Below are 26,936 nucleotides of genomic sequence, written 5' to 3'. Positions count from 1 at the left end.
ACGGTTATAAAAGATTACTACCTTGGTTGAAGGTATGATCAATCAAAATGTTGATTAGATTCATGAACTCATAATTCATATTATTACAGTATTTCCACTATATTTAAGCTAGTAAATAAAGAACTAAATGACCCGAACGGCTTGGACACGACAAGAATTAGTAGCTGCTTTTAATTTATATTGTAGGATACCGTTTGGCAAAATAAGCAACACAAATCCTCAAATAAAGTCTTTAGCTAAACAGATTGGACGAACTCCAAGTGCCGTAGGTCTTAAACTATCGAATTTTGCAAGTTTTGATCCCGCTTTACAAAGAAGAGGTATCAAAGGAATGAAAAATGCTGCAAAAGCAGACAAGGAAATATTTAATGAATTCTATACAAACCAGGAAGAACTTGCTTTCGAAAGTGAAAAAGTCTTAGCTCTGCTTGAGAAACAATCCATAGAACAGAAATACAGAAATTACTTACCTGATTTAGATCTCTTAGTTGGAGAAGATCGTGAAAGCTATGTAAAAACAAGAGTTAATCAAAAATTCTTTCGCGATATGGTACTTTCAAATTACCAAAGTACCTGCGCCATTACTGGAATAAATATCCCAACCTTTTTAATTGCTAGCCACATAATTCCATGGGCATCGAATAAAGCAGAAAGGCTTAACCCCGAAAATGGTCTTTGTTTATCTGCATTATATGATAAAGCATTTGATCGAGGATTACTGACCATTGATAGTGAATACAAAATTGTTTTATCACAAACCATAAAAGATTATTCTACAAAGGAATTTTATGATATTCATTTCGGAAAAATTGAAAATCAGACAATTCTATTACCAAATAAATACTTACCCAGTACAACTTTTTTAACTTGGCATCGCCAGAATGTATTTGAGAGGCATATGTGACTCATAGTCCGTTGACAGCTAATACGACATAAATTAGTTTTGTCTTCAAAAAATGAATATTCAATTTGAATACTTGTTTCGCGATGCAGGAAACTACAAGACATTTGGAGAGGTGGTTTTCACTAACCAACATAATCTAGCCATTGCATTTGTTATTACCACCATTGAAAAAGGTTTGATTGAAGGTAGATGGTTTGATCCAGATCGCTGGCAAATACCTCGTTTTGGATTTCATAAGGTAAATGCCTTTGGTTTGGATGGTTTTTTATGGTACGAATTTGATGCAATTCTGACTACTAAAGTTAAACCCAACCAAACGAAGGATGTCGCTGAATGGCTCAGTATTATTTCTTCACTCCCTCAACCACGATTTTAAAATCTCTTGCTGTAAGGCATTAACATTATTAAGTTTTTGAATGCTGTACTGAATCCTACCAGTGTTTCGATCCATTGTTTTAACAAGATCCAAACCGGCATACTGCAGATATTGGTTATAATCCAGTTCGCGGGTAGTATGTACATATTCAAACACATCGGTCAATAAGGTTCCGGCAATGTTTTCGCACACCTGCTGAAACTCAGCATCGGTAAATCCACGTTGCTCCTGCTGATAATACTGTTGATAAAGATAGCGCATTACATCATCGAGTGATTTTTGGTTTTGTGTAGCCTGGCGAAGACTCAGATCGAGCAGCAAACCAACCAAAGGACCTTTCTGATAATAAGAAATTGTTTTACCCTGAACTCCAAAAGGTCCATCTTCCCAGGTGTTGTAACTCGATTGTACCAGCGATTGTTTTAATCTTCCCTCATTGTTTTCAACATGATTGATATGATGCTCAAAAGAGGATATCAGATCATCTTCATTCGTAATACCTGCAATGCGGGTAAGCATGTACTCGTAATACACGGTTAATCCTTCACTGATCCATAATTGTGCAGTACGGTTGATGCCATCGTAATCGAACGGTCCCAGTTCATAAGGACGTATGCGCTTAACATTGTAATGATGAAAATATTCGTGAGCAATAAAACTCATTACATCTTTCATCTCCGCTTCGGTTTGTATTTTATTTCCATCAAAACTGATGGTGGTGTTATTCAAATGTTCTATGCCTCCAAATCCAGGGCCGATAGCAATAAAATGGTAATCACCATATGGGATATCTCCCATAAGCGTCGTAGCTGCTTCTACCACCTTCTCAAGATTAGAATTAAGCTCTTCGCGGTTAAAATCACCCAGCATAAAACCACCAAACTGATGCCTGATTCCACCTATTTCAAAAACAGGCAAGCGATCTAATTTACCTGCCAATAAAGGACTGTCATATAAAATATCAAAATCCGGTGCTGACCAGGCGAAGTCACCCGTTTTGGTTAACCCGGTAATAAGATCAGAAAATCCACAAGTTTCCATTCCGGCCACATCAATCGTCACGGGTTGATTCAGATATCCATCGATATAAAGAAAATTATTGGTTGGAACGATATAAGCATGTGTAGTGTCAATGTAACTTTGCACCACAAATTTACGATCGGCTTTGATGGAATAGGTAATGGTCAGTTCTTTATTTTTTGTTTCGGTTACGGTCCAGGCATTAGGTTCATTAAAGGTAGCTTTCAGTTCATTACCTATTTCATCCATCACTTTTAATTGAGAAAGATCGGAAGTGAAATCCATCAGCTGATAGTATCCGGGAGTCCATTGAGGTAATTTTAAAACTATTGTGTCCTGATCCATTCCTTTTACCGTAAGAGTCATACCAAAATTTTGGTTTGATGCATCATCAAGCGATACGGTGTAATGAAATTCAGGCTGATATGTTTTATCCTCTGCAACACATGCAAACAGCAGACTCAGAATAAATAGAAAAGGTAATAATTTAATTTTCATGGCTGATGTGTAATATTTTACGGGATGAAATTAGTTAAAAGATTGGATAAAAATTGTTTTGCAGTCATTGAGTTTTGTTGGAGATACTTTATCATACAAACAGAAAATAAGCCAACATTTCTTACTTTTACCATCAATGAAGGAAGCTGTTGTAGAAATACCGGAGCTGGGCCAGGTAACGATACGCCAGAGTACAAAAGCTCGTCGTATTAGTATTAAACTTAGGCCTTTTAAAGGAGTTACTCTCGTGATTCCGGTCGGGGGTGATGTACATGAAGGCATTAATTTTCTGAAGGAGAAAAAGCAGTGGATACTATCAAACCTCAAAAAACTGGAAGAGAAAGAAGACCTACTGACTATTTTTGATGAGACCACCCAATTTACTTCCCGCTCCTTTGCTCTTAAAATTTCGAAACACAATAAGTCGAATGTGAGATTACACCTTCATCAGGGCATATTGCATATTTATTATCCCGGTAATGTACCGGTAAGCCATCCGGGTATACAGGAAAATATACGCTACGGTATTGAAGAGGCCTTACGTTTGGAGGCCAAACGATATTTACCTCACAGGCTGGCCGAATTAGCGCAGAAACATTCCATTCGTTATCAGAATGTTGTTATAAAAAATCTGAAGTCGCGTTGGGGCTCCTGCTCCGGACGTAACAATATTAATTTAAACCTGCACCTGATGCGATTGCCTGATGAACTGATAGATTATGTACTTTTGCATGAGTTATGCCATGTACACGAAAAAAATCATGGCCCGCATTTCTGGGCTCGTCTCGATACCATGACGAACGGACAAGCCCGCCAGCTTGATGGCAGGATGAAAGATTATCAAACAAAAATATACTAAGAAACATATATGAACTGGGATCACCTACTATCAACCAAACGAACCGGACAGGAAAACCTGAAAGAAATAAAACACGATCGCACACAATTTCAACGTGATTATGATCGCCTTATCTTCTCCTCTCCTTTCCGTCGTTTACAGGATAAAACTCAGGTTTTCCCTTTACCCGGAAGCGTGTTTGTTCATAACCGTCTAACTCATAGTCTGGAAGTTGCCAGTGTGGGGCGTTCTCTGGGTAACAATCTGTCGCGAAAGTTAACGGAAGCAGGTTTGGGTAATCCCGAATTAGTTGCCGAGATAGGTTCTGTTGTAGCTGCGGCTTGTCTGGCACATGATATGGGTAATCCACCTTTTGGTCATTCCGGTGAAGCAGCTATAGGTCATTATTTTACCAATGGTGCCGGAGCAGCATTCAAAGATCAGCTCACCCCATCGCAATGGACTGATTTTACCCGTTTCGAAGGAAATGCAAATGCCTTGCGCATACTTACACATGCCTTTCGGGGGCGCCGTCAGGGTGGTTTTGCAATGACCTATACGACTGTAGCATCCATACTTAAATACCCTTATGCCTCTGATTTGGGATTAAAAAAATATGGATACTTTCAATCGGAAAAAGAAATATTTAAGCATATTGCCGAAGAGCTCCAGCTAAAAGTGCTGGATAAAGAAAAAGAGATTTATGCCCGTCACCCATTGGTTTACCTGGTTGAAGCAGCCGACGATATCTGTTACCAGGTAATGGATATTGAAGATGCGCATAAGCTGAAGATTCTTTCATACGAGGAAACCTACAATCTGCTAACAGCCTTTTTTGATAAGAAAACGGAAGCCAAAGAATTTGACAAGATAGCAGATGTATTTAACGAGGTGAGCGACTTAAACGAGCGAATTGTTTATTTACGAGCCAAAGTGATTGGTAAACTGGTAGGACTTTGTACTGATATCTTTTGGAAGAATCAGGATGAGATCCTCAATGGTACCTTCAAAAAGGGATTGGTCGATCACCTGACTGGTGTGGAGTTGGAAGCCATGGAAACATGCAAAAAACTGGCCTTTAAGCGTATTTATAAACATCAGTCAGTGGTTGAAATTGAAATAGCCGGTTTTAAAATTTTGGGCACTCTCCTTGATGAATTTATTAAAGCAGTGATTAATCCCAATGATTTCTACTCTAAAATGCTACTTCCTTTTATTCCGGAGCAATTTAAAGTAACCGAAAACGATCTTTTGGTTAATAAAATTCAATCGGTTCTGGACTTTGTTTCAGGTATGACTGACGTTTATGCACTGGATCTTTATCGTAAAATAAGCGGACTTGGGTTAAAATAATTCATTTACTGGCTCTTAACAGCAAAGAAACAAATAGGAAATTCCATACTTTAAAAAAGGTACTAAAGTGTTTGTGCTTTGGTAAAATATAGCACATTTCAACCATTTTATTCAAAATTTCCTGTTATCTTAGATCTAATAAAACACTAGATTTCTGTATTTTAAACCTATAAAACACAATCTGTATGAAAAAATTATTATTAATTACCGCAGTGTTAGCCTTCGTAATGGCATCATGTGGCGAAAAGAAAAAGAAAGATACTGAAAGTACTGAAGCAACCCCACAACAAGAAGTGGTTGAAAAGGTAGAAGCTGCTGCTGATACACTTCAGGTTACCCTTGAAGAAGCAGCACAAGACATTAAAGAAACAACTGAAAAGTTGGACGAAGCTCTAAAAGAACTGGAATAAACATTCAAAATCTATCGAAATGAAAAAAATCACCCTACTACTGGCATTACTATTTACTTTAAGTTTGGCAAGCCAGGCGCAAAATAATAAGGATAAGAAAGAAAAAGGCAAGCAGGAGAAGAAGGAAAAACTTAAAGAAGAGGTTAAGGAAAAAGCAGAGAAAGAAACCGGTAATGCTTACGGAAAAGATAAAGGAGATCTTAAAGGTAAAGAATTTGGACAGAAACGTGCAGAAGAAGCTAAAATGAAGCACGAAGAGCATAAGAAAAAACTGGACGAATCAGTTACTGAAGGCGAAATGAAGACCAAAGAGGCTCGCGAGAGAATAAAAAATGCCAAAGAAAGAGCTGATAAAGAAAGAAAAGAAGGTAAAATTTCGGATGAAGAATACCAAAAAAGGAAAGAAAAGATAGACAGGGCTGAAAGACAAACTGAAGAACTGGAGAAAAAAATTGAAGAAGTCAAGCAGCAGGAGGAAAAAGTAAAAGTAATGGAGGAAAAGATGAAGGAGAAAGAGCTTGAAATGAAAGAAAAGAAGAAAGAACTAGAAGAAAAGGAAATGTAAGCAGATAAAGCCCCCCAAAGGGGCTTTTTTTATATCCTGTTGATCAAGTGACATATCTTAAAAAATGCTAAATATGTTAATTTAATTTGTCGACTTTCGGGTAATACCTTAATTTTAAGATGCTATCATTTAAGGCCTATCTTAACTTTCTGTATTATGAAAAAATATCTGCTCTCAGGTATTCTGGTAATTTTCTGCATTAATGCAATTGCCCAGGAAAATCTTAATCTGCTGTTTTCCGAAGAACGTTATCCCGAAATAATTGATCAGCTGGAGTCGCAAAGAAATACATTGGATGAAGATGGATTCTACCTGTTGGCTTCCGCATATTATCAATCAGGAACGATCAACAAGGCAATCGAAACATTGGCTAGTATAAATAAACCCTTACCAATTAAACATCAGGATTTACTATGTAAAAGTTATTTCGAAGTTGGTCAGTATCCACAGGCATTGGATATATGTCAACAAAGATATACCCAAGACTCCACACATTACGGTAATCTGATGCGTTATGCACAAATTCAAAGCACAGAAGGTCAGTACGACAGTGCCATTGTAATTCTTGAAAACTACCTTAAGCTTGATTCTCTGAACTACAATGCCAATATGCTGTTAGCAGAAGCTTTTCAGAAGGTGAATCAACCTCTGTCGGCTATTAACACCTACAAACGCATTTTGGAAGCCTATCCTGTTAATCAAAAGGTTGGAATAAAACTGGCGCAGGTATATTACGGTAAAAAGATGTATGTTGAGTGCTTCGACCTGAGTATGCAGTTTGTTGATACGCTTGGTTACTCAAAACGCTTTCTAACCATGGCAGGTCTGGCAAGTTTTAAGTCTGGTGCAAACGGAAATACGGTTAACATATTTAAAAGAATGGAATCCCAGGGTGATAGTTCACTAATCACCAAAAAACACATTGGCATTGCATATTACCGAATGGATAACTTTAACGAGAGCATAACTTATTTGTCCGATGCTTTTGAATTGAAAAGCGATGATCCTGAGATTTGTTTCTTTCTGGGCTCCAGCCTGGGTGAATCAAATATTCCTCTGAGAGGTAAACCCTATCTTGAAATGGCTGCGGGCCTTCTAAACCCCTCTCCTGATTTAATGGAAAAAATACATCTTAAACTGGCTATGATGCACGCCAATTCGGGCGAATACGAAAAAGCCATTGCTTATTATGATACAGCCTACAGCTATTCTCCAACCACGGCAATGTATTTGTATAATCAGGCAACTATTTACGATTTTGACTTAAAGGATAAAGAAAAAGCTCAGGAATTATACCAGGCTTTTCTTGACAAGTTACCCGATTCACTGGATACAAAAAAAGGGAAAGACGTAACAAGAATTCGATTAAAGGAGTTTGTGAACAGCCGTTTAAACACTATGGCTGAGGAGGAATTTTTTAAACAGGGAATTCAATAAATTATATAATAAAGAAGCCGGGTGGTCTATCCATCCGGCTTTCTTAAGAACATTAAATAAAACTAAACAATTATCTGCACTAAGGCATTACAAAACTTTTAATGCAGCTTCGTAATCCGGCTCGTGAACAATATCATCTACCTGTTCGCTGTGTACTACCTTCCCATTCTCGTCAACTACAACCACAGCACGAGATAAAAGACCTGCCAACGGTCCGTCTACCATTTTAACTCCATAATTCTGACTGAACACTTCGTCTTTGTATTCTGATAATGAAATTACCTTATCCAAACCCTCAGCACCGCAAAAACGTGCATGAGCAAAAGGTAAATCACGAGAAATACATAAAACGGTTGTATTATCGCGTTTCGATGCTTCAGCATTAAATCGTCTTACCGACGCAGCACAAACAGAAGTATCAACACTTGGAAAAATATTTAATACTACCTTTTGTCCTTTATAATCGTTTAACGAAACGTCGCCTAATTCTGTATTTACTAAAGTAAATTCCGGGGCCTCAGCTCCCACTCTTGGTAAGTCGCCTGCTGTTTCAACAGGTGAACCTTTAAAAGTTATTTTTGCCATTTTGTTCGATCAATTTATTTAAAACCTAAACAATGCCTTTGTTACTTTTGTTTACAAAAAAATAAAAAAAAATGACCGAAGCTTTTGTATTCTTCGGTCATTCATGCATATAGAACAAATAATTTAAGACTCTTCCTCTTCTTCTTTTGCCAGTTTCTTTTCGTTATACATAGCATAAAAAATAACCACAGCAACTACGGCAACAGAATAATAAACCCATGCAGGAACCGGAACCGGATCACCTTTTGCATAAGAATGCATTCCGGCCAGATAGTAGTTAACTCCCAGATAGGTCATTATTACCGATGCAAAGCCAATAACTGACCATATATTGAAGGTTGTTATGCTCTTCATTCCGGGGATAAAACGCATGTGCAAAATAAAGGCATAAACCAGAATGGTAACGGCCGACCATGTTTCTTTAGGATCCCATCCCCAGTAACGACCCCACGATTCGTTGGCCCAGACACCTCCAAGAAAAGCTCCAACTGTCAACAGATACAAACCAACAGTCATAGCCCTTTCACTAATAGCTGAAAGTTCTTCTATTGTAATTGTAAAGGCCTTTTTATTATTCTTATTCTTAGCTCCGGCCAATAACAGATTCAGAAAACCTAACAGGAAGCCATTACCCAAAAATCCATAACTGGCTACAATAATTGCAACGTGAATGGTTAACCAGTATGATTTCAATACCGGTACCAGATTGGTAATCTCAGGATTCATCCAGCTAAGATGAGCAACCATTAAAATAATACCTGCAAAAATAGCTGAAACAGACAAAGCAATCGGATTCTTTCTGGTCCAGCTTAAACCCGCAACAAGAGTTGTCCAACCAATGTACAACATCGATTCATATCCGTTACTCCATGGAGCATGGCCTGATATATACCAACGAATTGCCAAACCAATTGTATATAAAGCAAAGGCAAGAATAACCAATATTAGTCCGGTTCGCAAAATCCATTTAAATTGAAAACGAGGTTGAACCAGTCTCATTAACTGAAAAAACAAGAGAATCAAACCTAGTACCAGAAAGTAAGGCATCAACGACATAAAAATGCTACTCTCATTATAAATAATCTCAATGTCCTTTTTATAATCTGACGGCAATATTGATCCACCATATTTATGCTGATACTTATCTATTGCATCTAAATAAGTAGCTTCTGAAGCTTTATCACCAGACGTTAATGCCTGCAAATACATGTTAAGCACATTCTTAATAAACAGGCTATCCTGGTCGCTTACCCCGGTTATTTTATCTTTTGACAGCACCCATTTATTATCTTCACTTTCAGGCAGAGGGAAAAGCTTGTAAAAGCTTCCCATTTTGTGCATAAAGAAAACGTTAACCTGTTCATCCACCTTCACAGCTTCCTGTTCCAGCTTATTGCGGTATGCAGGCCTTTTACGGTAAGATGTCTCAACCAACTGCCTGATTTTATATTGCCCATCGGGTGTAAAGAAATTGTTGATAGAAGATTTTTTATCGGTCACCTGCAGTATGGCTCTAAGTTCATCATGCTTAATGGTAATCAGAGGTGTTTCCTGCCAAAATCCGGGATCAATGATAATACCTAATGCAACCTGATCAGCCGATAATCCATGAAATGTATGGTGTTTTACCAGCTTTCGAACAATCTCACTGTTCAAACTATTAACGGGCTTCATTCTTCCGCCCTGATCCTGCACCCATAGTCTTCCGAAAGCCTCCGCTGATTCAGGACTGATCTTAATATTTGGATTTAAGTCCTGACTCATAGCCGGAACTGCCAACAGGAATAAACCAATGGCAAGAAACTTTTTCTTTTCCTTATAGATTTCATCAATCCTTCTGCCCAGGCTACGAAAACGCGTATTTGGCATTATCAATGCCAGTGTCATTCCAATGGCCAATATTAAATAACCGATATAGGTAAATAGTGTACCCCAAAAATCTCTGTTTACTGATAATATTGTTCCTTTTTCATCGGTATCATATGATGACTGAAAGAATCGATAGCCTTTATAATTAAGAATATTATTCATAAATATTCTCCGGTCTTCTTTGATACCGGTACGTTCATCCAATAGGGTTACTTCGCTCGCATAAGAGCTTGGACTCTCGCTTCCCGGGTAACGATCGAGCTCAAACCGATTAAGATGTAATGCAAACGGAATATGAATTTGTTTGGCACCATAACTAACCTTCACCTCAACCCCGTCTATGTCCACTGTATAATCTCGGCCCAATACATCTTTCTGACCAAACACAAAAAATTCTTTCTTTTGATTATTCAATTCTGCCACAAACTTTATGGCATCAGGCAAACCACTTCCGTTTTGACCTTCAACAGAAACCGGTTCAACTACCGCACTTTCCATTAGGTTAGTATATACCATTCGTAAGTCGCCGAAACTATATAAAACACCGTTATATAATTTATGTGCCGAATCGGGCTCAAATTTCTGCACATCACCTGTTTGCATTTGCATCATACTAACGGTATCCTTACCAATAAAGTAAGCCATACCATCAATAAGTTTTAATACAATATCCTGATTTGCATCGGATGGCTCAAACCCCAGAGAATAATTACCAACATTTATAACATCACCTTTGAATAACGAAAATTCCTGACGTCCGCGGGCAGCTGATAAAACTATCTGAATGGCAGGTTCTCCTCCTTCTTTCTCAACAGCTTTTGTTGTAGCCTGAGGAATATATAATTCGCTTTTTAGTTTTAACTTTCCTTTAGGAGTTGAAAAACTCGATGAATATTCATTAGGGCTAACTATTGAATAAAGCACATGCTCTTCATCGGCTTGTTCAAAACTATCTGAAGTAACTTTTACTTTTACATATTGATCACTCGATAAAATCTGATCCGACTGTTCGCCTTCACGTATGTGCATCATTCCCTCATAACCAATGTATCGGGTAATGGCAGCACCCACCATGATACAAATAAAAGCCAGATGAAAAACCAATACCGGTAGCTTCTTTAACGAAAAAGTTTTGAATTTCATTAGGTTGCCCACCATATTAATGGTTAGTATTAAAAAAACCAATTCGAACCACCAGCTATTATAAACAAGGGCTTTGGAGGCATTGGTGCCAAAGTCGTTTTCGATAAATGTAGCAACACCCATCACAGCAGCCAGAAATAAGAGTAGAGTTCCCATTAACCAATGGGATGTAAGAGCATCAAAAAGTCTTTTCATATTATTCTTCTTTGGATTTGGATTCTCAAACTATTAACAATTTATCATATAATTAGTTCGTCTGTATTTAGCCATTTTATCTTTACTATACGGAGATTAAAATAGTAAATAAGAACAAGATTACTTCTATTATTCATTCTAAATAAGGAAAAAGTTAAGTTCAATTCCCAATTCGACTAAATTCACGAAACGTTCTACATAATTCAGCCGTAAGACTGGCAAAAATTACTTTAATATCTAAATCCATGAAATTAACTGCTAAGGTTATTGCTTTTTCTGTTGGGATGCTGGCCATACTTGCCTTATCTATTACAATCCCATCAACAATAATAAATTATCAATCTCAGAAAGATGACCTTGAAGAGCTGGAAAAAATTCTTCGCAACAATTTTGATGAAGAAGTTAAGCATCAGGTGCAAAGTGTAATGACATTATTGGAAAGCTATTACGAATTAGTTAAGAAGGATTCACTCTCGTTAGCTGAAGCCAAATTTCTGGCAGCCTATTCAGTACGAAATTTAAAATACGGAAAGGATGGATATTTTTGGATTGATACCAAAGAGGGTGTTAATGTTGTTCTACTTGGTCGTGAAGATGTTGAAGGGAAGAGCCGTTGGGATGCAAAGGATGCTAACGGCAAATACCTAATCCGAGAGATTATTAACTCTGCAATCAATGGAGACGGTTATACTGAATATTGGTTCCCGAAAGCCGGCAGTGATATTCCTTTACCCAAAAGAAGTTATTCTGCATATTTTGAACCTTTTAACTGGGTTGTAGGCACAGGAAATTATATCGATGAAATTGATACGGCTATTGCATCATCCAGACAAAAAATGAATGATAATTTAAAGTCTGGAATAATGCTATCATCAGGCATATCGTTAATTACTTTGATAATTTTTGGACTTCTTTCTGTTTTCTTTGGTAAAAGAATCACTCGCTCTATAATTAAACTTTCAAAACATACTCAATCAATTGCAAAAGGTGATTTATCAATTGAAATTGAAACATCTGAAAACGATGAAATTGGGACTTTACAAGAATCATTAAAAGCAACTCTTGCGAAATTGAGAACCATTATAGAAGAAGTAATACAAGGTTCAGAGAATGTTTTTACTGCAAGTGAGCAAATGGCGCAATCAGCTGAGCATATTTCAAATGGGGCTAATTCGCAGGCAGCTTCAACCGAAGAAATTTCAACTTCTATAGAACAGATGGTTGCAAATATACATTCTAACTCAGAAAACGCAAGAAGAACAGAATCTACCGCAAATAAAACTGGACATGGTATTGAACAACTGAAGGAAACCGTTAACAAAAACCTGGTTGCTATGGAGCAAATCAGCTCAAAAGTTGCCATAATTAAGGATATTGCCTTCCAGACAAACCTATTGGCATTAAATGCATCAGTTGAAGCAGCCAGAGCAGGTGATGCAGGTAAAGGATTCGCAGTTGTTGCATCAGAAGTGCGAAAATTATCTGAGTTCACACAGAAAGCCGCTGGGGAAATTGATGAGGTATCTTCGGCTAGTCTTTCTATTGCTCAGCAATCATGGAGTGAAATGGAGAGAATTTTACCTGATATTCAATCAATTTTGGAAGCAATAAAAGAAATATTGGTATCAAGTCAGGAGCAGGAAACAGGAGCTACTCATATTAACAGTGCTATTCAATCATTAGTAAGTATTACTTCTCAAAATTCAGCTTCCTCTGAAGAAATGGCTTCCAGTTCAGAAGAATTATCACGACAAGCTGAAATACTAAAGAAAACAATAGGTTATTTCAAAATTAACTAAAGTAGAGGAATTGATTTTTCAGATTGTATAGGATTGAATTATTTATTTGTTTTGCATTTTTTAAAAATAAACCAAAATCAAAAAGGTTGGTAAACCGATTAAAATGAAGAAATTATTACTTTTTATCACAGTTGTAGCATTTGCCCTAAAAATAAATGCACAGGAAGAAGAGAAAAAAATAAAGATTGAGTTACATGGTTATGTTGGAATCAATGCTTTCTTTGACTCACGTCAGAGTGCCACAGCCAGAAACGGCAATATTTATCTTTGGCCCTTACCTCCAAGTTTGGATGGATCAGGACAGGATCTGAATTCTGCATCTAGCTTTGATATTGATGCTGCATTCAGCCGTGTTAATCTTGGAGTAAGCGGACCCGATATCTGGGGTGCTAAAACAATAGCTTTTGTTGAAGGCGATTTCCTGGGAGATAAAGCACAGGGAAATGATTTATATTTTCGATTGCGTCATGCTTTTATCCGTTTAAACTGGGAAAAAAGCAGTATCCTTTTCGGACAATACTGGCATCCTTTATTTATTCCTGAGAATTATCCTTCTGCTGTTACGCTTAGTGCGGGCTCACCCTATCATCCTCTAAACCGTCAGCCAATGTTGCGCTATGAATACAAAATGAGCGATAAGTTGGAGGTTCTTGCGTTTTTGATGAGTCAGAATGATTTTAGTGACAGGGGAATGACGAATGCGGTTGAGAATTCATTACGACCTGAGATTGATGTACAGTTGAAATACAATAACGGAGATTTCTTTGCTGCATTCACAGCCGGATACAAAACACTGAAACCATCTTTATTGGATCCATTGAATGGTCTTAAAACCGATGAATTAGCACAGGCTGGTTATTTTGCAGGTTCTATCCGACAAAAATTCCAAGGATTTACAATAAAAGCTGAAGGAATTTATGGTGGGGCAATGTCGAACCTGGTTATGCTGGGCGGATTTGCTGAAAAAAATAATGGCAGCGCACAACGCCAATATACACCTATTAATACAATGGCCTTATGGACTGATATACAAACTAACCACAAGAAAATTCAACCGGGTATATTTGCAGGATACACTAAGAATCTGGGCGCTTCAGAAGAGGCTAATTATCTGTCGGAATATACATTAGGAGGTACAATTGGTGAGATGTATACCATCTCTCCTCGAATCAAATTCTATGCCACTCAAAAAGTTTGTTTAGGAATCGAATGGATGTATGCAGTTGCCGGTTATGGTAGTGATTTTGATGAAAATGCTAAACCAATTAATCTGGAAAATGTTACCAATCATAGAATAACCACTATGTTGAAGTACATTTTTTAGATATTGTGAAAGAAAAATTAGCAGTACTTGCAGTACTAATGATAATAGCCGGTTTCGGCATGATACACAGTACCACCTCCACAATGGAGGTGGTAAGTTTGTTAATGATTGGCATAGGTGCTGCATTTCTCTTATTTTTGCTGCTTAGCAAAAAAAGTAACAAATAAATCGTCATGTTCTCAAAAGAGCAAGCAAAAGAACTTCGTCAACAATTCTGGCATAAATTGGAAAACCGTACCCGACGTATACCGGGACAAAAAGGTAAAAAAATACGCTGGATTTTTGATAATACGGGTATCAAGGGATTGGATCTTCGGTTTGATATAAATCGGGAGAGAGCCATTGTAGCCCTTGAGATTAACCATAGAAATGAAGAACGAAGATTGCAACTTTACGAAAAATTAGAGGCTTGTAAAGCAATTTTCGAAACAGCCTATGAAGGACAACTTACATGGGATTATTTGTACAATAAAGATGAAGAAAAGGAGGTTTGCAGGGTATATGAAGAAATACCTTCAGATATTTATCGTGAAGAATTGTGGCCCGAAACCATGAAGTTTATGATCAACCGTATGTTACGTTTGGAAAAAGCCTTTTTAGAAGTAAAAGACTTTTTATTGCACGATGAGCTGGGAAGTTAAATTTCTTCCTCTGGCTCCTTTAAAATCTTATTCATTATCTTCCGAAAACTATCAAAATCCTCGGCACGAATGTATTCATCTGCCAGATCGAGAATATTGTGATGTTTATAGAGATAGATACGAATTCGATCTGAATTTACAACTTCTATTTTGCCATTAACAAACAGCTCTTCACCATCCATGATTCGTAAGTCATACCATAAGTTATCTTTCTGATTAATTGTATAGCTAAGAGATCCTGATTTCGCGGCTTTACTCCAAAAAGGTTCTCCTTCCAGGTAAAAATCAACACTATCTGCAGTAAACTTATAGGCATTGTATTCATTCAACGATTGCCAAATTCCAATAAACTTAAATGGTACACTTTTTTGTGAACATCCGGTCAGCAAAATAATCACCAGTAAATAGAATAATCGTTTCATAATTTCATTTTATACAAAACGATTAATAACCCTATATATTGCAAAAAGGCTGCCAATTGGCAGCCCTCTGTATATTCCAATAAAGAAAGTTATTGTCCGTCGTAAGCCCATTTTAAATAAATAGAACCCCAGGTAAATCCGGCACCAAAAGCAGCTAAAATAATGTTATCTCCTTTTTTCAATTGCTTTTCCCACTCCCACAAACACAATGGAATAGTTGCTGCAGTAGTATTACCGTAACGCTCAATGTTGATCATCACTTTTTTAGGATCCAACTCCATACGTTGAGCGGTAGCATCAATAATACGCAAGTTAGCCTGATGTGGAACTAACCACGCCAAATCATCTGCAGTCATATTGTTACGCTTCATAATCTCCACAGAAACATCAGCCATATTAGAAACAGCATGTTTAAACACATGACGTCCATCCTGGAAGATGTAATGCATTTTATTATCAATGGTTTCATGTGAAGCAGGGTTTACTGAACCACCAGCCTTCATATTAAGATATTTACGTCCAAAACCATCACTATGAAGAATAGAATCTTTAATACCATAATCTTCTTCACTTGGCTCAAGTAATACAGCAGCTCCTGCATCACCAAACAACACACAAGTAGTACGATCGGTATAATCAACGATAGATGACATTTTATCAGCGCCAACTACGATTACTTTCTTTTTATTTCCTGATTCAATAAATCGGGTTGCAGTATCCAATGCATATAAAAATCCGGAACACGCACCATTTAAGTCAAAGCCGTGTGCATTTCTGATATCACATTTGTCGGCAATAATATTAGCAGTTGCCGGAAACGGATGATCAGGAGTAACCGTTGCACAAATAACCAAATCAATTTCTTCGGGTTTTGTTCCTGTTTTCTTTAAAACTTCTTTTACGGCCTCTGCACCCATATCGGAAGTACCAAGTCCTTCGCCTTTTAAGATATGACGCTCTTTAATACCCACACGGGTCATAATCCACTCATCAGAGGTATCAACCATCTGACTCAACTCTTCGTTGTTAAGGATATATTCAGGTACAAATCCTCCAACGGCTGTGATGACTGCATTGATTTTTTTCATGCGAACAAATATTATCCATGAGCAATGAAATACTTTCCATCAAAAAACAGATCATTGCTCTAATGCTTCCTGTTACAAAGCACCCTATTAAGTTAAATCAAACAAAAAGCAATATGTTACTCTATATATATTATAAGGGGCGGATACAAAAGTACAAATTCAATAATAGTATACAAATTAACCTATGGCCCCAAAACAAAATTTGCCCACAAAAAGATTGCAGGCAAATTTTATTGAATACTCATTCAATAAATTAAGCTGTTACTTCTTTTTCAACAGCTAATTTTCCACGGTAGTATCCACATTCTCCACATACTGTGTGCATTTTCACAGTCGCACCACAGTTTGAACAAACACCTAAAGCCGGAGTTACCGCTTTGTAGTGAGTTCTTCTCTTGTCTCTCCTCGTTTTCGAGGTCTTTCGTTTAGGATGTGCCATTTTTCAACCTAATTTTACTTGTTTTTATTCACTAAATTTTTGAGAGCCTCCCATCGAGGATCTATATAATCGTCTTGCTCTTCGTCTGATGCTTCTTCAACCAGATATTCATCTAAGCGATTCAACATCTCAGGATCACAAGTAAGATTCCCATCTTCGTCTTCCGGGTGAACATGCCTTATTGGCAAACCCACACAGATAAACTCATACAACAATTGGGCAACATTAATTTCGTGTGCCTCGTGCGGCAATACGATAATCTCATCTGTTGGTTCATCATATTCTTCCCCAAATTTCAAATAAACCAGAGTATGATAATTGACGTCCAGATTAAGTGCATCCAGACAATGATCGCAAACCGATTCCACTTCTCCGCTGATATCAAATGTTAAACTCATTAATGCTGAGCTTTTTTTCAACTCAACCTTTGCTTTCACATTTCCGTTTTCAACCAACGGTTGCTCAAATAACTTAAAAAACGACTCGCTGATTTCAAAATTGAATTCATGCAACCCCTCTTTCAAACCCTTGAACGGGATATCGTAGTCTCTTCGTCTGTCCACTTTACCCTATCTAAAAAAACTTTGCAAAAGTATAAAATAAAAACACGCCAAAAAAGAAAACAGATCTTTTTTAACAGCAAATTATAGTCCGACATGTTAAAGTTTGCAAATTTACTGCTGATAACCTAATGCAATCACTTGTTATTTAAGGGAAGAATGATTCGGAAAGTAGTACCCTTGCCAACTTCAGATTCTTTTACAAATATTTTACCGTTATGATAACCCTCCACAATTCTTTTAGCCAATGACAGTCCAAATCCCCACCCGCGCAACTTGGTGGTATACCCAGGCTGAAAAACAGATTTAAACTGATTTCGTTGCAGTCCCTTACCCGAATCTTTAACATCAATAATTACACTATCATTTTTACTAATCAAAGAAATAACAATACTACCGCTCCCTTTTATGGCATCTATGGCATTCTTACAAAGGTTTTCGAGTACCCATTGAAATAATACATTATTGATACGTGCAACGGGTTTTGAACCTTCATCACAGATCACCTGTAAATCAACTTGACTGGCTATCCTTCGTTGCAGATAGTTTACAATATCATTCACTACTGGTAGCAGCTCTTCATTTTTAAGTTCCGGTTTTGATCCTATCTTTGAAAAACGATCGGTAATAACCTGGAGCCGTTTCACATCTTTAGCCAGTTCATTGGCGATTTCAGAATCTTCATCCCGCATCTGTAAAACATCGACCCATCCCAGTAATGAGGAGGTTGGCGTTCCCAACTGATGTGCTGTTTCTTTTGACATGCCTACCCACACCTGATCCTGTTCAGCCTTACGAGCAGAGCTAAATGCCAAGTATGCAACAACTATAAACAAGGCAACCACCAGTAACTGAACAATCGGAAACCAGCTTAAAGCTCTAATTAATAATGAATCCTGATAATATAAATATTGAAACTCCTGGCTTCCCAAATCAATAATAATGGGTTCAGTCGAACTTTTCATCTTAGTAAATACCTTATTCAGGTAATTAACACTGTCGCGCTGATTGATGGCAACATTTCGATGAACCAATATATTATCATCGCCGTCAGCTATAATTAAGGGAATGGTTGTATTCTGACTAATAATCTGTAAGATAAGAGGTATAACAGATTCCGGCGCATCAACATCTGTTAATTGCCGGTATGCTTCCTGCCAGAGTTCTAATTTTTTACGCTCTTCTTCCTTTAGTTGATTTGTTAGTCGATAGGTATATAGCAATGTGAAAGAGCCGATAACAACAGCTCCCAGTAGCAAAAGTAATTTCCAGACTTTCTTGCGGGTATGATAACTCATGATACTCTTTTTATCCTAAAATGACAGGGCTGAGTATTTAAACGTATTTAAAGGCAAATTATTACCATCATTATAAATTACACCACTTATCAAGCATACGTGATAAATCATCCAAACGCGTTGGTTTCATAATAAAATCATCCATTCCAGCTTCCATTACCACCTGTTTATCGGTTTCATCAACACTGGCTGTCATTGCTATAACAGGGCATTCAGACATCTCTGTTTTAATCTGTTTCATTGCTTCTAGCCCATCCATCTCCGGCATCATCACATCCATAAAAACAATGTCATACTTCTTGCTTCGCATCTTATTCAAAGCCTCCATTCCGTTATTGGCCACATCAATTTCCTGTCCAATTTTCCTGAAAAGATTCTTAGCTAATCGTTGATTTAACCTATTATCTTCAGCAACCAACACGTTTAATTGCTTCGGTTCAATTGCAATTTGATTCACCACATTCGGGAACGATTTTAATATAAAATCTTTCAAAACCTGATAATTTACAGGCTTACGAAAATAGGCATCTGCTCCAAGACGCTTAGCGACAGCAGTATTACTCGGCTCAAAATCTGAACTTTGAATAATCACCGGCATTCGCTTGTGCAGTTTATGGTTATAAATCTCCTGCAGAAATTCTAATCCATTAAAATCCGGCCGGTGATCAACCACCATCATTTGATGCTTATCATCTGTTCGAATTATATCAATACTATCATTGGATGGTGGTAACACCTTATAATCGATACCTAATGTTGATAAATTCTTCAACAAGATATTTACATGCATCAGCTCATCTGTGATGATAAAAGTCTTAATCTGTTTAAAGGAAACAATGTTAGTTTTATTATAATCCTTAGTGTATCCTTTGGTTCGATATGGTAACGTGAAGGTAAATGATGCACCCGGATTATCCGGATCGTTGGATAATTCAGACGGACTTTCTGCCCAGATTTCTCCCCCCATCATATTCACCAGCTCCTTCGAAATGGTAATACCTAATCCTGTACCCCCATACTTTCTTGTAATACTTTCGTCAGCCTGCGAAAATGAGTTGAAGATTGTTTTAAGCTTTTCTTTCCTTATTCCAATACCTGTATCCTTAATGGTAAATGAAATTGCCGGCGACCCATTTAAACCTCTGACCTCTTTTATACTGAGATGGATTTTACCCTTCTCGGTAAATTTAATTGCATTGCTAAATAAATTATTTAACACCTGTCGAAAACGAATAAGATCGCCCATGTAATTACTTGGCAACAAGAGGTTACTAGTCCAGGTTAAATCCAGATTTTTCTGTTGCGCCTTAGGTAGGAAATTATGAACACAATTTTCAACCTCGTTTTGCATGTTAAAAGGAATGGATTCTATCTCAAAACGACCGGCTTCAATTTTAGAAAAATCAAGAATATCATTGATCAATACTAATAGAGTATCGGCAGAACGTTTTACAACATTCAACATTTCACGGTCATCCTCTTTCAAATCAGATGTCAGCATTATATCTGTCATCCCTATCATACTATTCAGAGGAGTTCGTAACTCGTGACTAATATTGGCAATAAAAGTGGATTTTGCTTTGTTGGCCAATTCTTCATTCCTTCTTTCTTTTTCAAGAAAAGACACCTCAACAAAAACCTGTAAACTGTATTCTTCACGCAATAAATAGAATACGATTTGCTCGTGCAGTATTACCGATTCTTCATTGTTTTTATTGGTAAATACATATTTGTTCGACTGTGTTGAATAGGTTGTTTTTTCCAGTCGGGTTTTATTCTCAAATAAGACCTCATCATTAGCTTTACGGCCAACCAACTGATCTTCATCATCGAATGCAAATAATTTTAAGGCAGCTTTATTTACCTGTCGTATTCTGTTTGATCCATCCAGTAACACCACTCCTACCGGCAGATAATGAATAATCTGCCTTAAGGCCTCTTCTGATTTTTTTAAACTCCGCTCATCCTGCACATGTCGCCTGAAAAACACAGTAAATACGACAACAATGAGTGTAACAACAAATATGGATATGGCTACTAAAACAATTGAATTACGGGCAATTGAAGAAGTTATCACATCCATAGGCATTGAAAAAGCCAGATAGTAATCATTACCACTAAAATCCAATCGGTTAAAAACAGTAAGCACCTTTAATTCTTCATATTCAGCATGAATCGTATGAATCTTATAAAACCATTTTTTTCCTTTAATATAGTCCGAAGAACCTTCCAGTACAGGATAAAAGGCTTTCTTATGCAAAGTATTGTAAACAACCCATCCATTGGGCTTCATCACCCATTGAAAATGAAAATCTTCGAGATTAAAATTGTAAAAGGCAGAATTAAAGAATGCGTCCAACATCATTTCAAACTGCATATATCCAACAACCCTGGTTTGATTGAACAAGGGCTGAACATACGTAATTTTTGTACCTTGAGGATTTATATACATCTGACTTGTAATAAACTCCTCGACATCACCTACACCAAAAGATGAAATAAAGGTATTACCCTGCCCTTTTGTCAACTCGAACGTATTACCATCAACATCCGTAATCTTTAACGAATTCAGATGCTCTGAATAACTATGAAAAAGTAGTTCCAGTCGTTTTTGTACTTCAGTTGACTCTGCCTTATCCTTAAATAATTTTCGAAGCTCAACCTCAGATACTAATATAGAGATATTTGTATGTGTTTTATTGAAGTATTGATTTAATTGTTCGCCAACAATTAATGATTGTTTAAGCAGAATGTCCTTCTGAGTATTTATCTGACTTTTATAAGTATCAACGTAATAGTATACATTGGAAAGTATAAGAAAGACAATACTAACAATAGCTATAATGATGGCTTTCTTCATTGTTAATTTTAGCAGTAACGTGTTTTATGTTTAAACGCAATACGTTAAACATAGAATAAAGTTCCGTTAAAAACAACCTCAACGATACTTTTCGTTCTTATTTAGAAGGATACTCAGGTAACTCTCATAACGCGACTGCGCTATTTCCTCATTTATTACTGCTTCTTTTACAGCACAACCAGGTTCATTGTTATGTGTACAATTATTAAATCGGCAGCCTTTTGCAGCATTAAATATTTCTCTGAAATAATGATAAAGTTCTTCTTTTTCTATATGTATCAAACCAAAACCTCTGATCCCAGGAGTATCAATAATATAACCACCAAAACTGAGCGGATGCATCTCAGCAAATGTTGTGGTATGTCGTCCTGATTGATGAATTTCTGAGATTTCTGCAGTTTTCAAATTCAAGCCCGGTTCAACACGATTGATGAGAGTTGATTTACCAACACCGGAATGGCCGTTAAGTACACTGATTTTATCCTTTAGCAATTCTTTAATTTCATCCAGGCCTTCCTCTTTTTTTGCTGATACAGCAAGGGTTGGATATCCAATGCCTTCATATAACTCCCGCCATTCAGCCAGCATCCTTCTATGAGGCGGATCATAACGGTCTGTTTTATTAAATATTAAACGAACAGGAATTCCATAAGCTTCGGCAGCAGCAATAAACCTGTCGACAAAAACACGGGTTGTAATTGGATAGTTAATGGTTACAATTAACACCGCCTGATCAACATTTGCAGCCAGAATCTGCGATTCTTTTGAAAGGTTTGTTGATTTTCGAATAATGTAGTTACGACGTGCCTTAACTTCTGAAATCACTCCCTCATCACCCATAACATCCACAAAAACTTCATCACCAACAGCCACGGGATTTGTGCTCCTGATTTCATCCAATCTGATTTTACCTCTGATACGGCAAATCAATGAGGTTGAATCATTGAGCAAAACCGTGTAACGGCTACCTGTAGACTTAATAACTAGACCTTCCTTTCTATCCATAGAAGCATTTTTCTCAAAAATAAGAGATTGATTCGAAATTTACATTCTAATTGTTAACTATTATTCTAAGTTTTTTACACCAACCGTTGTTTTTATTTTAGTAACAAAAACAATAGCTATATTTGAATGGTTACATTTGCATAATAATTTATGCAAGGTCTTTTTGCACGATATCAAGGATTTAGTATATTGCATAAGGCTTTTAACAGGGGGCGAAATTTAGATGACAAACAAAAAAGAGCAGGAATTACATCGTCTTGAGGCTGAGAATAAAAGACTCAAGAGATTGATTACACGAATGCACCGGGGCATCTGGGGCATTCAACAAGGAGGAGATTTGTCGCTAAATGAAGATGAACAGGAACAACTTCCCCTATACATCACCTCTATCCTGGTTGCTAAACTCCCATTTGAAGAACGAATTAACAAAGTACTCGAAGCCCTCGGTACATTTACAGAAGTCAGCCGCATCTATATTTTTGAAAACTGGGCCGATAACAAACGGATGAAAAACACCTTTGAATGGTGCAATGATGGAGTTATCCCGCAAATTGAATTCCTTCAGGATATAGAATATGATGAGTTTCCTCATTGGAAAAAATTATTAACTGAAGATGGCTTTATAAAAGCATCCGACATAAAATCATTGCCTGAGGAACTGCATGGAATCCTGGCCTCTCAGAGTATCGAATCCATTCTTGTCATTCCTCTCCATGTGAATGGCATTTTTTTTGGTTTCATTGGCTTTGATGAGTGTAGCTTCAATCGCGAATGGCTACCTCATGAATTTGATTTATTAAAGCTGGCTTCCCGATTGATTTCCAATGCCTATGAAAATGAATTAAACCAGAAACAAATAATTAAGCAAAGCTCCGATCAGAAATTACTCCTTGATATCAGTCGTTTATTGGTGTCAAAACTATCGTTCGGAGAAAAGATTGATGGCAGCATTAAAAAGCTAGCCGAACATCATCTTTTAGATCAAGTCTTTGTTTATGAAAATGGTGATGAAAACGGATATTGTTGTTTAACCAATTTCTATCAGGATGATTCTATTCATAAATCTTTTGATTCAATTCAATTATTGAATTACGAGAAAGATATTCCTGGCTGGCTTGATATATTTAAACAAACAGGTGTATTTTGCTCTGCAACCGCACCTTTACAATATCGTTCAAACAATGCCTTTGTTAACATACTGCCTAATAATCTGATTGTTGCAGTACCCATACGTTCCAAAGAAGCTTTCTGGGGCTTTTTGGTAACGGTTGGCAACATAAACAAAGCCTGCAACTCATTCAATGAAACAGCCTTTTCAACGGTGGCTGATATGCTGGCAGGTGCCTATGAGCGTGAAAATGCCAATCTGAAATTAAAACAAAACCGCGACGAGATTCTTAACATCAATCGAGAAATTGAGAAGAAGGAAGCTTTCTTGCAGAATCTGCTAAGTTCGGCACCAATCGGAATTATTCTGGTTCGTAACCGAAAGATCGAATATATTAATTCGGCCATCATGCAAACCTCTGGTTATTTGAAGGAGGAGCTTATTGGCAGTCCACTTGCCGATTATTATTACCAAGACAAAGAAGACGAAGAAAAGATAAATGCTTTCTATCAACAAATTGATGATGAAGGCATTGCTTCGATGGAAGTAACATTGAGAGATAAAATAGGTGATCCGGTTGAGTTACGTGTGTTAGGCAAGCAAATGCCTGATAACGACAAAGACATGTGCTATTTGTTGATTTCAGAAGATATCTCAACCATCAAAGAAGCTGTAAAAAATCTGGAAGAAAGCGAGATTCGCAACCAAAAAATCATAGAATCAACTGTTGATGGCATTTTCATTTTCAGTATTCAGAAAGATCTGATCTTTGCAAACACCGCAGGGCTTAACATGCTGGGATATCAATTTGATGAACTCGCAGATAAAGATCTGGATGAGATCTTTCCTGATACTATTTTTGTTGAACGCTTCGAAGAAGCCATGCAACAAATTTTAAAAGGAAAAGATTTTATAGGAGACGTTCAATTACTTCATAACAACAAAGAGATCATTCATACCGAAATTTATGCAACAGGTATCCAGTTAGAGGGTACGCTTCATGCCTACTTTTCGCTTCACAACATCTCAAAAAGAAAAAGAAAAGAAGAAGAACTAAAGCAAAGCGAATACAAATTCAGGGCTCTCACCGAGAACTCACCTGATCATATTATCAGGATCGATCGTAAAGGTACTTTATCATTCTGCAATGCTGCATTTCTAAAAGATTTCAATCTCGATGCCACTGATTGCATTGGTAAAAAAATGAATGAGCTCAATATGCTACCTGAAGAATTTATTTCAGGCCTTAACAATGCCATTGGGGATGTATTGATTTCAAAAACCATCACTCCGGTTGAGTTAGAATTTGACTTTAACGGACAGACTTACGCTTTTGACTGGACTATTACACCCGAAACAGATGATAATAATAACTTGTCGTCACTTCTGTTGGTAGGCAGAAACTTCACTTTGCGCAAAAGAGCGGAACAGGAATTGATTGTTGCCAAAGAAAAGGCTGAAAGTGCTGACAATCTTAAATCAGCCTTCCTGGCAAATATGAGTCATGAAATCAGAACGCCATTAAATGCAATTGTTGGTTTTACCAACTTACTGAATGAAGATTTCATCAGCGACGAAGAAAAAGAAGAATATATTCAAATTATCAATACAAGCTCAGAACACCTGATGGCTTTGATTAACGATATTGTAGATCTGGCCAAAATAGAAAGTGGAGAACTGAGCATTCACCTGCAGGAATCGAATCCTAATGAGGTGCTGGAGAAATTATTTCATTTGTATGAAAAACGAATGGATCTGGATTCGAAAAAACATCTTAAGTTTTACCTGAATCTGCCCGAAGACAGCGCTCAGTACCTGGTACCATGTGACCTGAAAAGGTTTAACCAGATTTTCACTAATCTACTTAGTAATGCTTTTAAATTTACACCGAAAGGCTTTATTGAGATGGGTTATGTAAGAGAAGATGATGATTTGAGATTTTATGTTCGAGATACTGGCATTGGTATCAGTCCGGAAAAGCAAGCCATCATTTTCGATCCTTTCAGACAAGAAGAAGAAAACACTGCCAAGCATTATGGTGGAACAGGTTTAGGCTTGTCTATTTCGAAACGTCTGGTGGAAGCCATGAGCAGTAAACTGGAACTTTCTTCGGAAAAAAACAAAGGATCTGAGTTTTCATTTCTTTTACCAATCAGTGAAAAGAAATCTGAACCAATCATTATAAAAATACCAAAACAGGTTAAAGAAACTCCTAATCTTACAATACCTGTTAATGTAAGCTGGCCTGACAAGATAATTTTATTGGTTGATGCAACCAGTACTGCTCAATTGCAAATGCGCAAAAATCTGGAACAAACAAAAATTACATTGATTTCAGCACGTACACCTAATTCAGCAAGAGAATTATTGCTGAAACGTAACGATATCGATCTTGTGTTGATGGATATTAATATGCCGGGTCTGGATGCCGACGAATTTATTCAGAGTATCAGGCAACTGGGTATTGGCATTCCGTTTATTGCACAATCCATCGACATTGATGAAAAGAAAGCAAATGCTCTTTTAACATCTGGCTTTGATGATTCGATAAGTAAACCTATACAAAAAGATGAGTTGTTACAGAAAATCAATATTGCCCTAAAAGGAATTCATAAATCGCAGTTAAACTAAACATCAACGCCTTCTTTAACATCTTCAAATTTTTCTTTTACAGAGTCGAAGTTCAGGTATGGAAAAACCATAGGAGCTAAGGAGGCAACTGGTTTATAAAGATATGATTCGGTCTTCATCTCCTGGGATAGCAATTTTGAATCCTTATCAAATCCGTTAATTACTGCAATTAGCACGCTAAGAATAAAAGCATATTTAAGTAAACTGAAGATGGCTCCTAAAATACGGTTTACAGGACCAAGAGCAATAGCCGAAACAAGTTTATCAACCACTTTAGCAATCAAATGAACTCCAATTACTATTACTATAAAGGTCACAATAAAAGATATCAGACCTAAATGATTGGAATGAATATGTTGTGATAAATAATCGGCTGTAAAACTACTGAACTTGATCGCTCCTAATAAGCCCAACACTAAAGCTGCCAGCGATGCCAGTTCAATAATCAATCCGTTTTTAAACCCTTTAAATAAGGCAAAAGCCAGAATAAGCCCAATAACAATATCAAAATAGTTCATAGTTGTATTCTTCTGTCGTAAAGGTAGAAATTCTATTGACACATTCAATT

At 37.0% G+C, this 26,936-nt stretch carries 22 protein-coding genes; 11 read left to right on the top strand and 11 right to left on the bottom strand.

Features of this window, described 5'->3' with window-relative positions:
* Positions 1-127: 127 nt before the first annotated feature.
* Positions 128-904 (top strand): HNH endonuclease, encoded by a 777-nt coding sequence (locus ACRD62_RS15605; RefSeq protein WP_430821044.1) that lies wholly within the window; start codon positions 128-130, stop codon positions 902-904.
* Positions 905-956: 52 nt separating this feature from the next.
* Entirely contained in the window at positions 957-1,280 is a 324-nt protein-coding gene (locus ACRD62_RS15600; protein ID WP_430821042.1) for a hypothetical protein, read from the top strand.
* On the opposite strand, the gene ACRD62_RS15595 is transcribed toward ACRD62_RS15600, so the two are convergent.
* On the bottom strand, positions 1,257-2,798 hold the full coding sequence (locus ACRD62_RS15595) for a M61 family metallopeptidase (RefSeq protein ID WP_430821041.1): 1,542 nt from the start codon (positions 2,796-2,798) through the stop codon (positions 1,257-1,259). The genes ACRD62_RS15600 and ACRD62_RS15595 overlap by 24 nt on opposite strands.
* Before the next feature lie 136 nt (positions 2,799-2,934).
* Between ACRD62_RS15595 and ACRD62_RS15590 the strand changes: the two genes are divergently transcribed.
* The 5 genes from ACRD62_RS15590 (at position 2,935) to ACRD62_RS15570 (ending at position 7,401) form a co-directional block, all read left to right on the top strand.
* Positions 2,935-3,657 carry a M48 family metallopeptidase gene (locus ACRD62_RS15590; protein WP_430821040.1) on the top strand — a complete coding sequence of 241 codons (723 nt, stop codon included), beginning with the start codon at positions 2,935-2,937 and terminating at the stop codon, positions 3,655-3,657.
* Positions 3,658-3,666: 9 nt separating this feature from the next.
* Positions 3,667-4,989 carry a deoxyguanosinetriphosphate triphosphohydrolase gene (locus tag ACRD62_RS15585; protein ID WP_430821039.1) on the top strand — a complete coding sequence of 441 codons (1,323 nt, stop codon included), beginning with the start codon at positions 3,667-3,669 and terminating at the stop codon, positions 4,987-4,989.
* Positions 4,990-5,174: 185 nt separating this feature from the next.
* The gene (locus ACRD62_RS15580; RefSeq protein ID WP_430821038.1) at positions 5,175-5,399 is read left to right on the top strand and encodes a hypothetical protein; all 225 of its coding nucleotides are present in this window, start codon (positions 5,175-5,177) and stop codon (positions 5,397-5,399) included.
* Between the two features lie 19 nt (positions 5,400-5,418).
* Positions 5,419-5,964, top strand: a complete 546-nt coding sequence (locus ACRD62_RS15575; RefSeq protein WP_430821037.1) for a hypothetical protein — start codon at positions 5,419-5,421, stop codon at positions 5,962-5,964.
* A gap of 156 nt (positions 5,965-6,120) precedes the next feature.
* Complete coding sequence (locus ACRD62_RS15570; protein ID WP_430821036.1) at positions 6,121-7,401, top strand: tetratricopeptide repeat protein; 1,281 nt, start codon at positions 6,121-6,123, stop codon at positions 7,399-7,401.
* A gap of 87 nt (positions 7,402-7,488) precedes the next feature.
* On the opposite strand, the gene tpx is transcribed toward ACRD62_RS15570, so the two are convergent.
* Together tpx and ACRD62_RS15560 are read right to left on the bottom strand one after the other, a co-directional pair.
* Complete coding sequence (tpx, locus tag ACRD62_RS15565) at positions 7,489-7,986, bottom strand: thiol peroxidase (RefSeq protein WP_321406415.1); 498 nt, start codon at positions 7,984-7,986, stop codon at positions 7,489-7,491.
* A gap of 123 nt (positions 7,987-8,109) precedes the next feature.
* Positions 8,110-11,193 carry a cytochrome c biogenesis protein gene (locus ACRD62_RS15560; RefSeq protein WP_430821034.1) on the bottom strand — a complete coding sequence of 1,028 codons (3,084 nt, stop codon included), beginning with the start codon at positions 11,191-11,193 and terminating at the stop codon, positions 8,110-8,112.
* 245 nt (positions 11,194-11,438) lie between these two features.
* Between ACRD62_RS15560 and ACRD62_RS15555 the strand changes: the two genes are divergently transcribed.
* The 3 genes from ACRD62_RS15555 (at position 11,439) to ACRD62_RS15545 (ending at position 14,957) form a co-directional block, all read left to right on the top strand.
* Complete coding sequence (locus ACRD62_RS15555; RefSeq protein ID WP_430821033.1) at positions 11,439-12,992, top strand: methyl-accepting chemotaxis protein; 1,554 nt, start codon at positions 11,439-11,441, stop codon at positions 12,990-12,992.
* Between the two features lie 103 nt (positions 12,993-13,095).
* Positions 13,096-14,316 (top strand): hypothetical protein, encoded by a 1,221-nt coding sequence (locus ACRD62_RS15550; RefSeq protein ID WP_430821032.1) that lies wholly within the window; start codon positions 13,096-13,098, stop codon positions 14,314-14,316.
* A 173-nt stretch (positions 14,317-14,489) separates the two neighbouring features.
* Entirely contained in the window at positions 14,490-14,957 is a 468-nt protein-coding gene (locus tag ACRD62_RS15545; protein WP_430821031.1) for a DUF4268 domain-containing protein, read from the top strand.
* Here ACRD62_RS15545 and ACRD62_RS15540 read toward each other — a convergent pair.
* The 7 genes from ACRD62_RS15540 to rsgA form a co-directional block, all read right to left on the bottom strand.
* A complete protein-coding gene (locus ACRD62_RS15540; protein ID WP_430821030.1) occupies positions 14,954-15,379 on the bottom strand; it encodes a hypothetical protein in 426 nt (141 codons plus the stop codon). The genes ACRD62_RS15545 and ACRD62_RS15540 overlap by 4 nt on opposite strands.
* Before the next feature lie 89 nt (positions 15,380-15,468).
* Positions 15,469-16,467, bottom strand: a complete 999-nt coding sequence (locus tag ACRD62_RS15535; RefSeq protein WP_430821029.1) for a beta-ketoacyl-ACP synthase III — start codon at positions 16,465-16,467, stop codon at positions 15,469-15,471.
* Positions 16,468-16,720: 253 nt separating this feature from the next.
* Complete coding sequence (gene rpmF, locus ACRD62_RS15530; RefSeq protein WP_321406424.1) at positions 16,721-16,906, bottom strand: 50S ribosomal protein L32; 186 nt, start codon at positions 16,904-16,906, stop codon at positions 16,721-16,723.
* 14 nt (positions 16,907-16,920) lie between these two features.
* Positions 16,921-17,469, bottom strand: coding sequence for a YceD family protein (locus ACRD62_RS15525; RefSeq protein ID WP_430821028.1), 549 nt, complete (start codon positions 17,467-17,469; stop codon positions 16,921-16,923).
* Positions 17,470-17,603: 134 nt separating this feature from the next.
* The gene (locus tag ACRD62_RS15520) at positions 17,604-18,764 is read right to left on the bottom strand and encodes a sensor histidine kinase (RefSeq protein WP_430821026.1); all 1,161 of its coding nucleotides are present in this window, start codon (positions 18,762-18,764) and stop codon (positions 17,604-17,606) included.
* A gap of 70 nt (positions 18,765-18,834) precedes the next feature.
* Entirely contained in the window at positions 18,835-21,624 is a 2,790-nt protein-coding gene (locus ACRD62_RS15515; RefSeq protein WP_430821025.1) for a response regulator, read from the bottom strand.
* Positions 21,625-21,702: 78 nt separating this feature from the next.
* Entirely contained in the window at positions 21,703-22,629 is a 927-nt protein-coding gene (rsgA, locus tag ACRD62_RS15510; protein WP_430821024.1) for a ribosome small subunit-dependent GTPase A, read from the bottom strand.
* Positions 22,630-22,852: 223 nt separating this feature from the next.
* Here rsgA and ACRD62_RS15505 point away from each other — a divergent pair, with 223 nt between their 5' ends.
* Entirely contained in the window at positions 22,853-26,368 is a 3,516-nt protein-coding gene (locus tag ACRD62_RS15505) for a PAS domain S-box protein (RefSeq protein ID WP_430821023.1), read from the top strand.
* Here the strand turns inward: ACRD62_RS15505 and ACRD62_RS15500 are convergent.
* The gene (locus ACRD62_RS15500; RefSeq protein ID WP_430821022.1) at positions 26,365-26,886 is read right to left on the bottom strand and encodes a CvpA family protein; all 522 of its coding nucleotides are present in this window, start codon (positions 26,884-26,886) and stop codon (positions 26,365-26,367) included. The two genes, ACRD62_RS15505 and ACRD62_RS15500, sit on opposite strands and share 4 nt — an antisense overlap.
* Between the last annotated feature and the right edge of the window lie 50 nt (positions 26,887-26,936).

This window comes from Carboxylicivirga caseinilyticus (assembly GCF_050589785.1).
GTDB classification, from domain to species: Bacteria; Bacteroidota; Bacteroidia; order Bacteroidales; family Marinilabiliaceae; genus Carboxylicivirga; species Carboxylicivirga caseinilyticus.
Note: the sequence above shows the minus strand (reverse complement) of the source record. Positions and strands in the feature narration are given on the sequence as shown.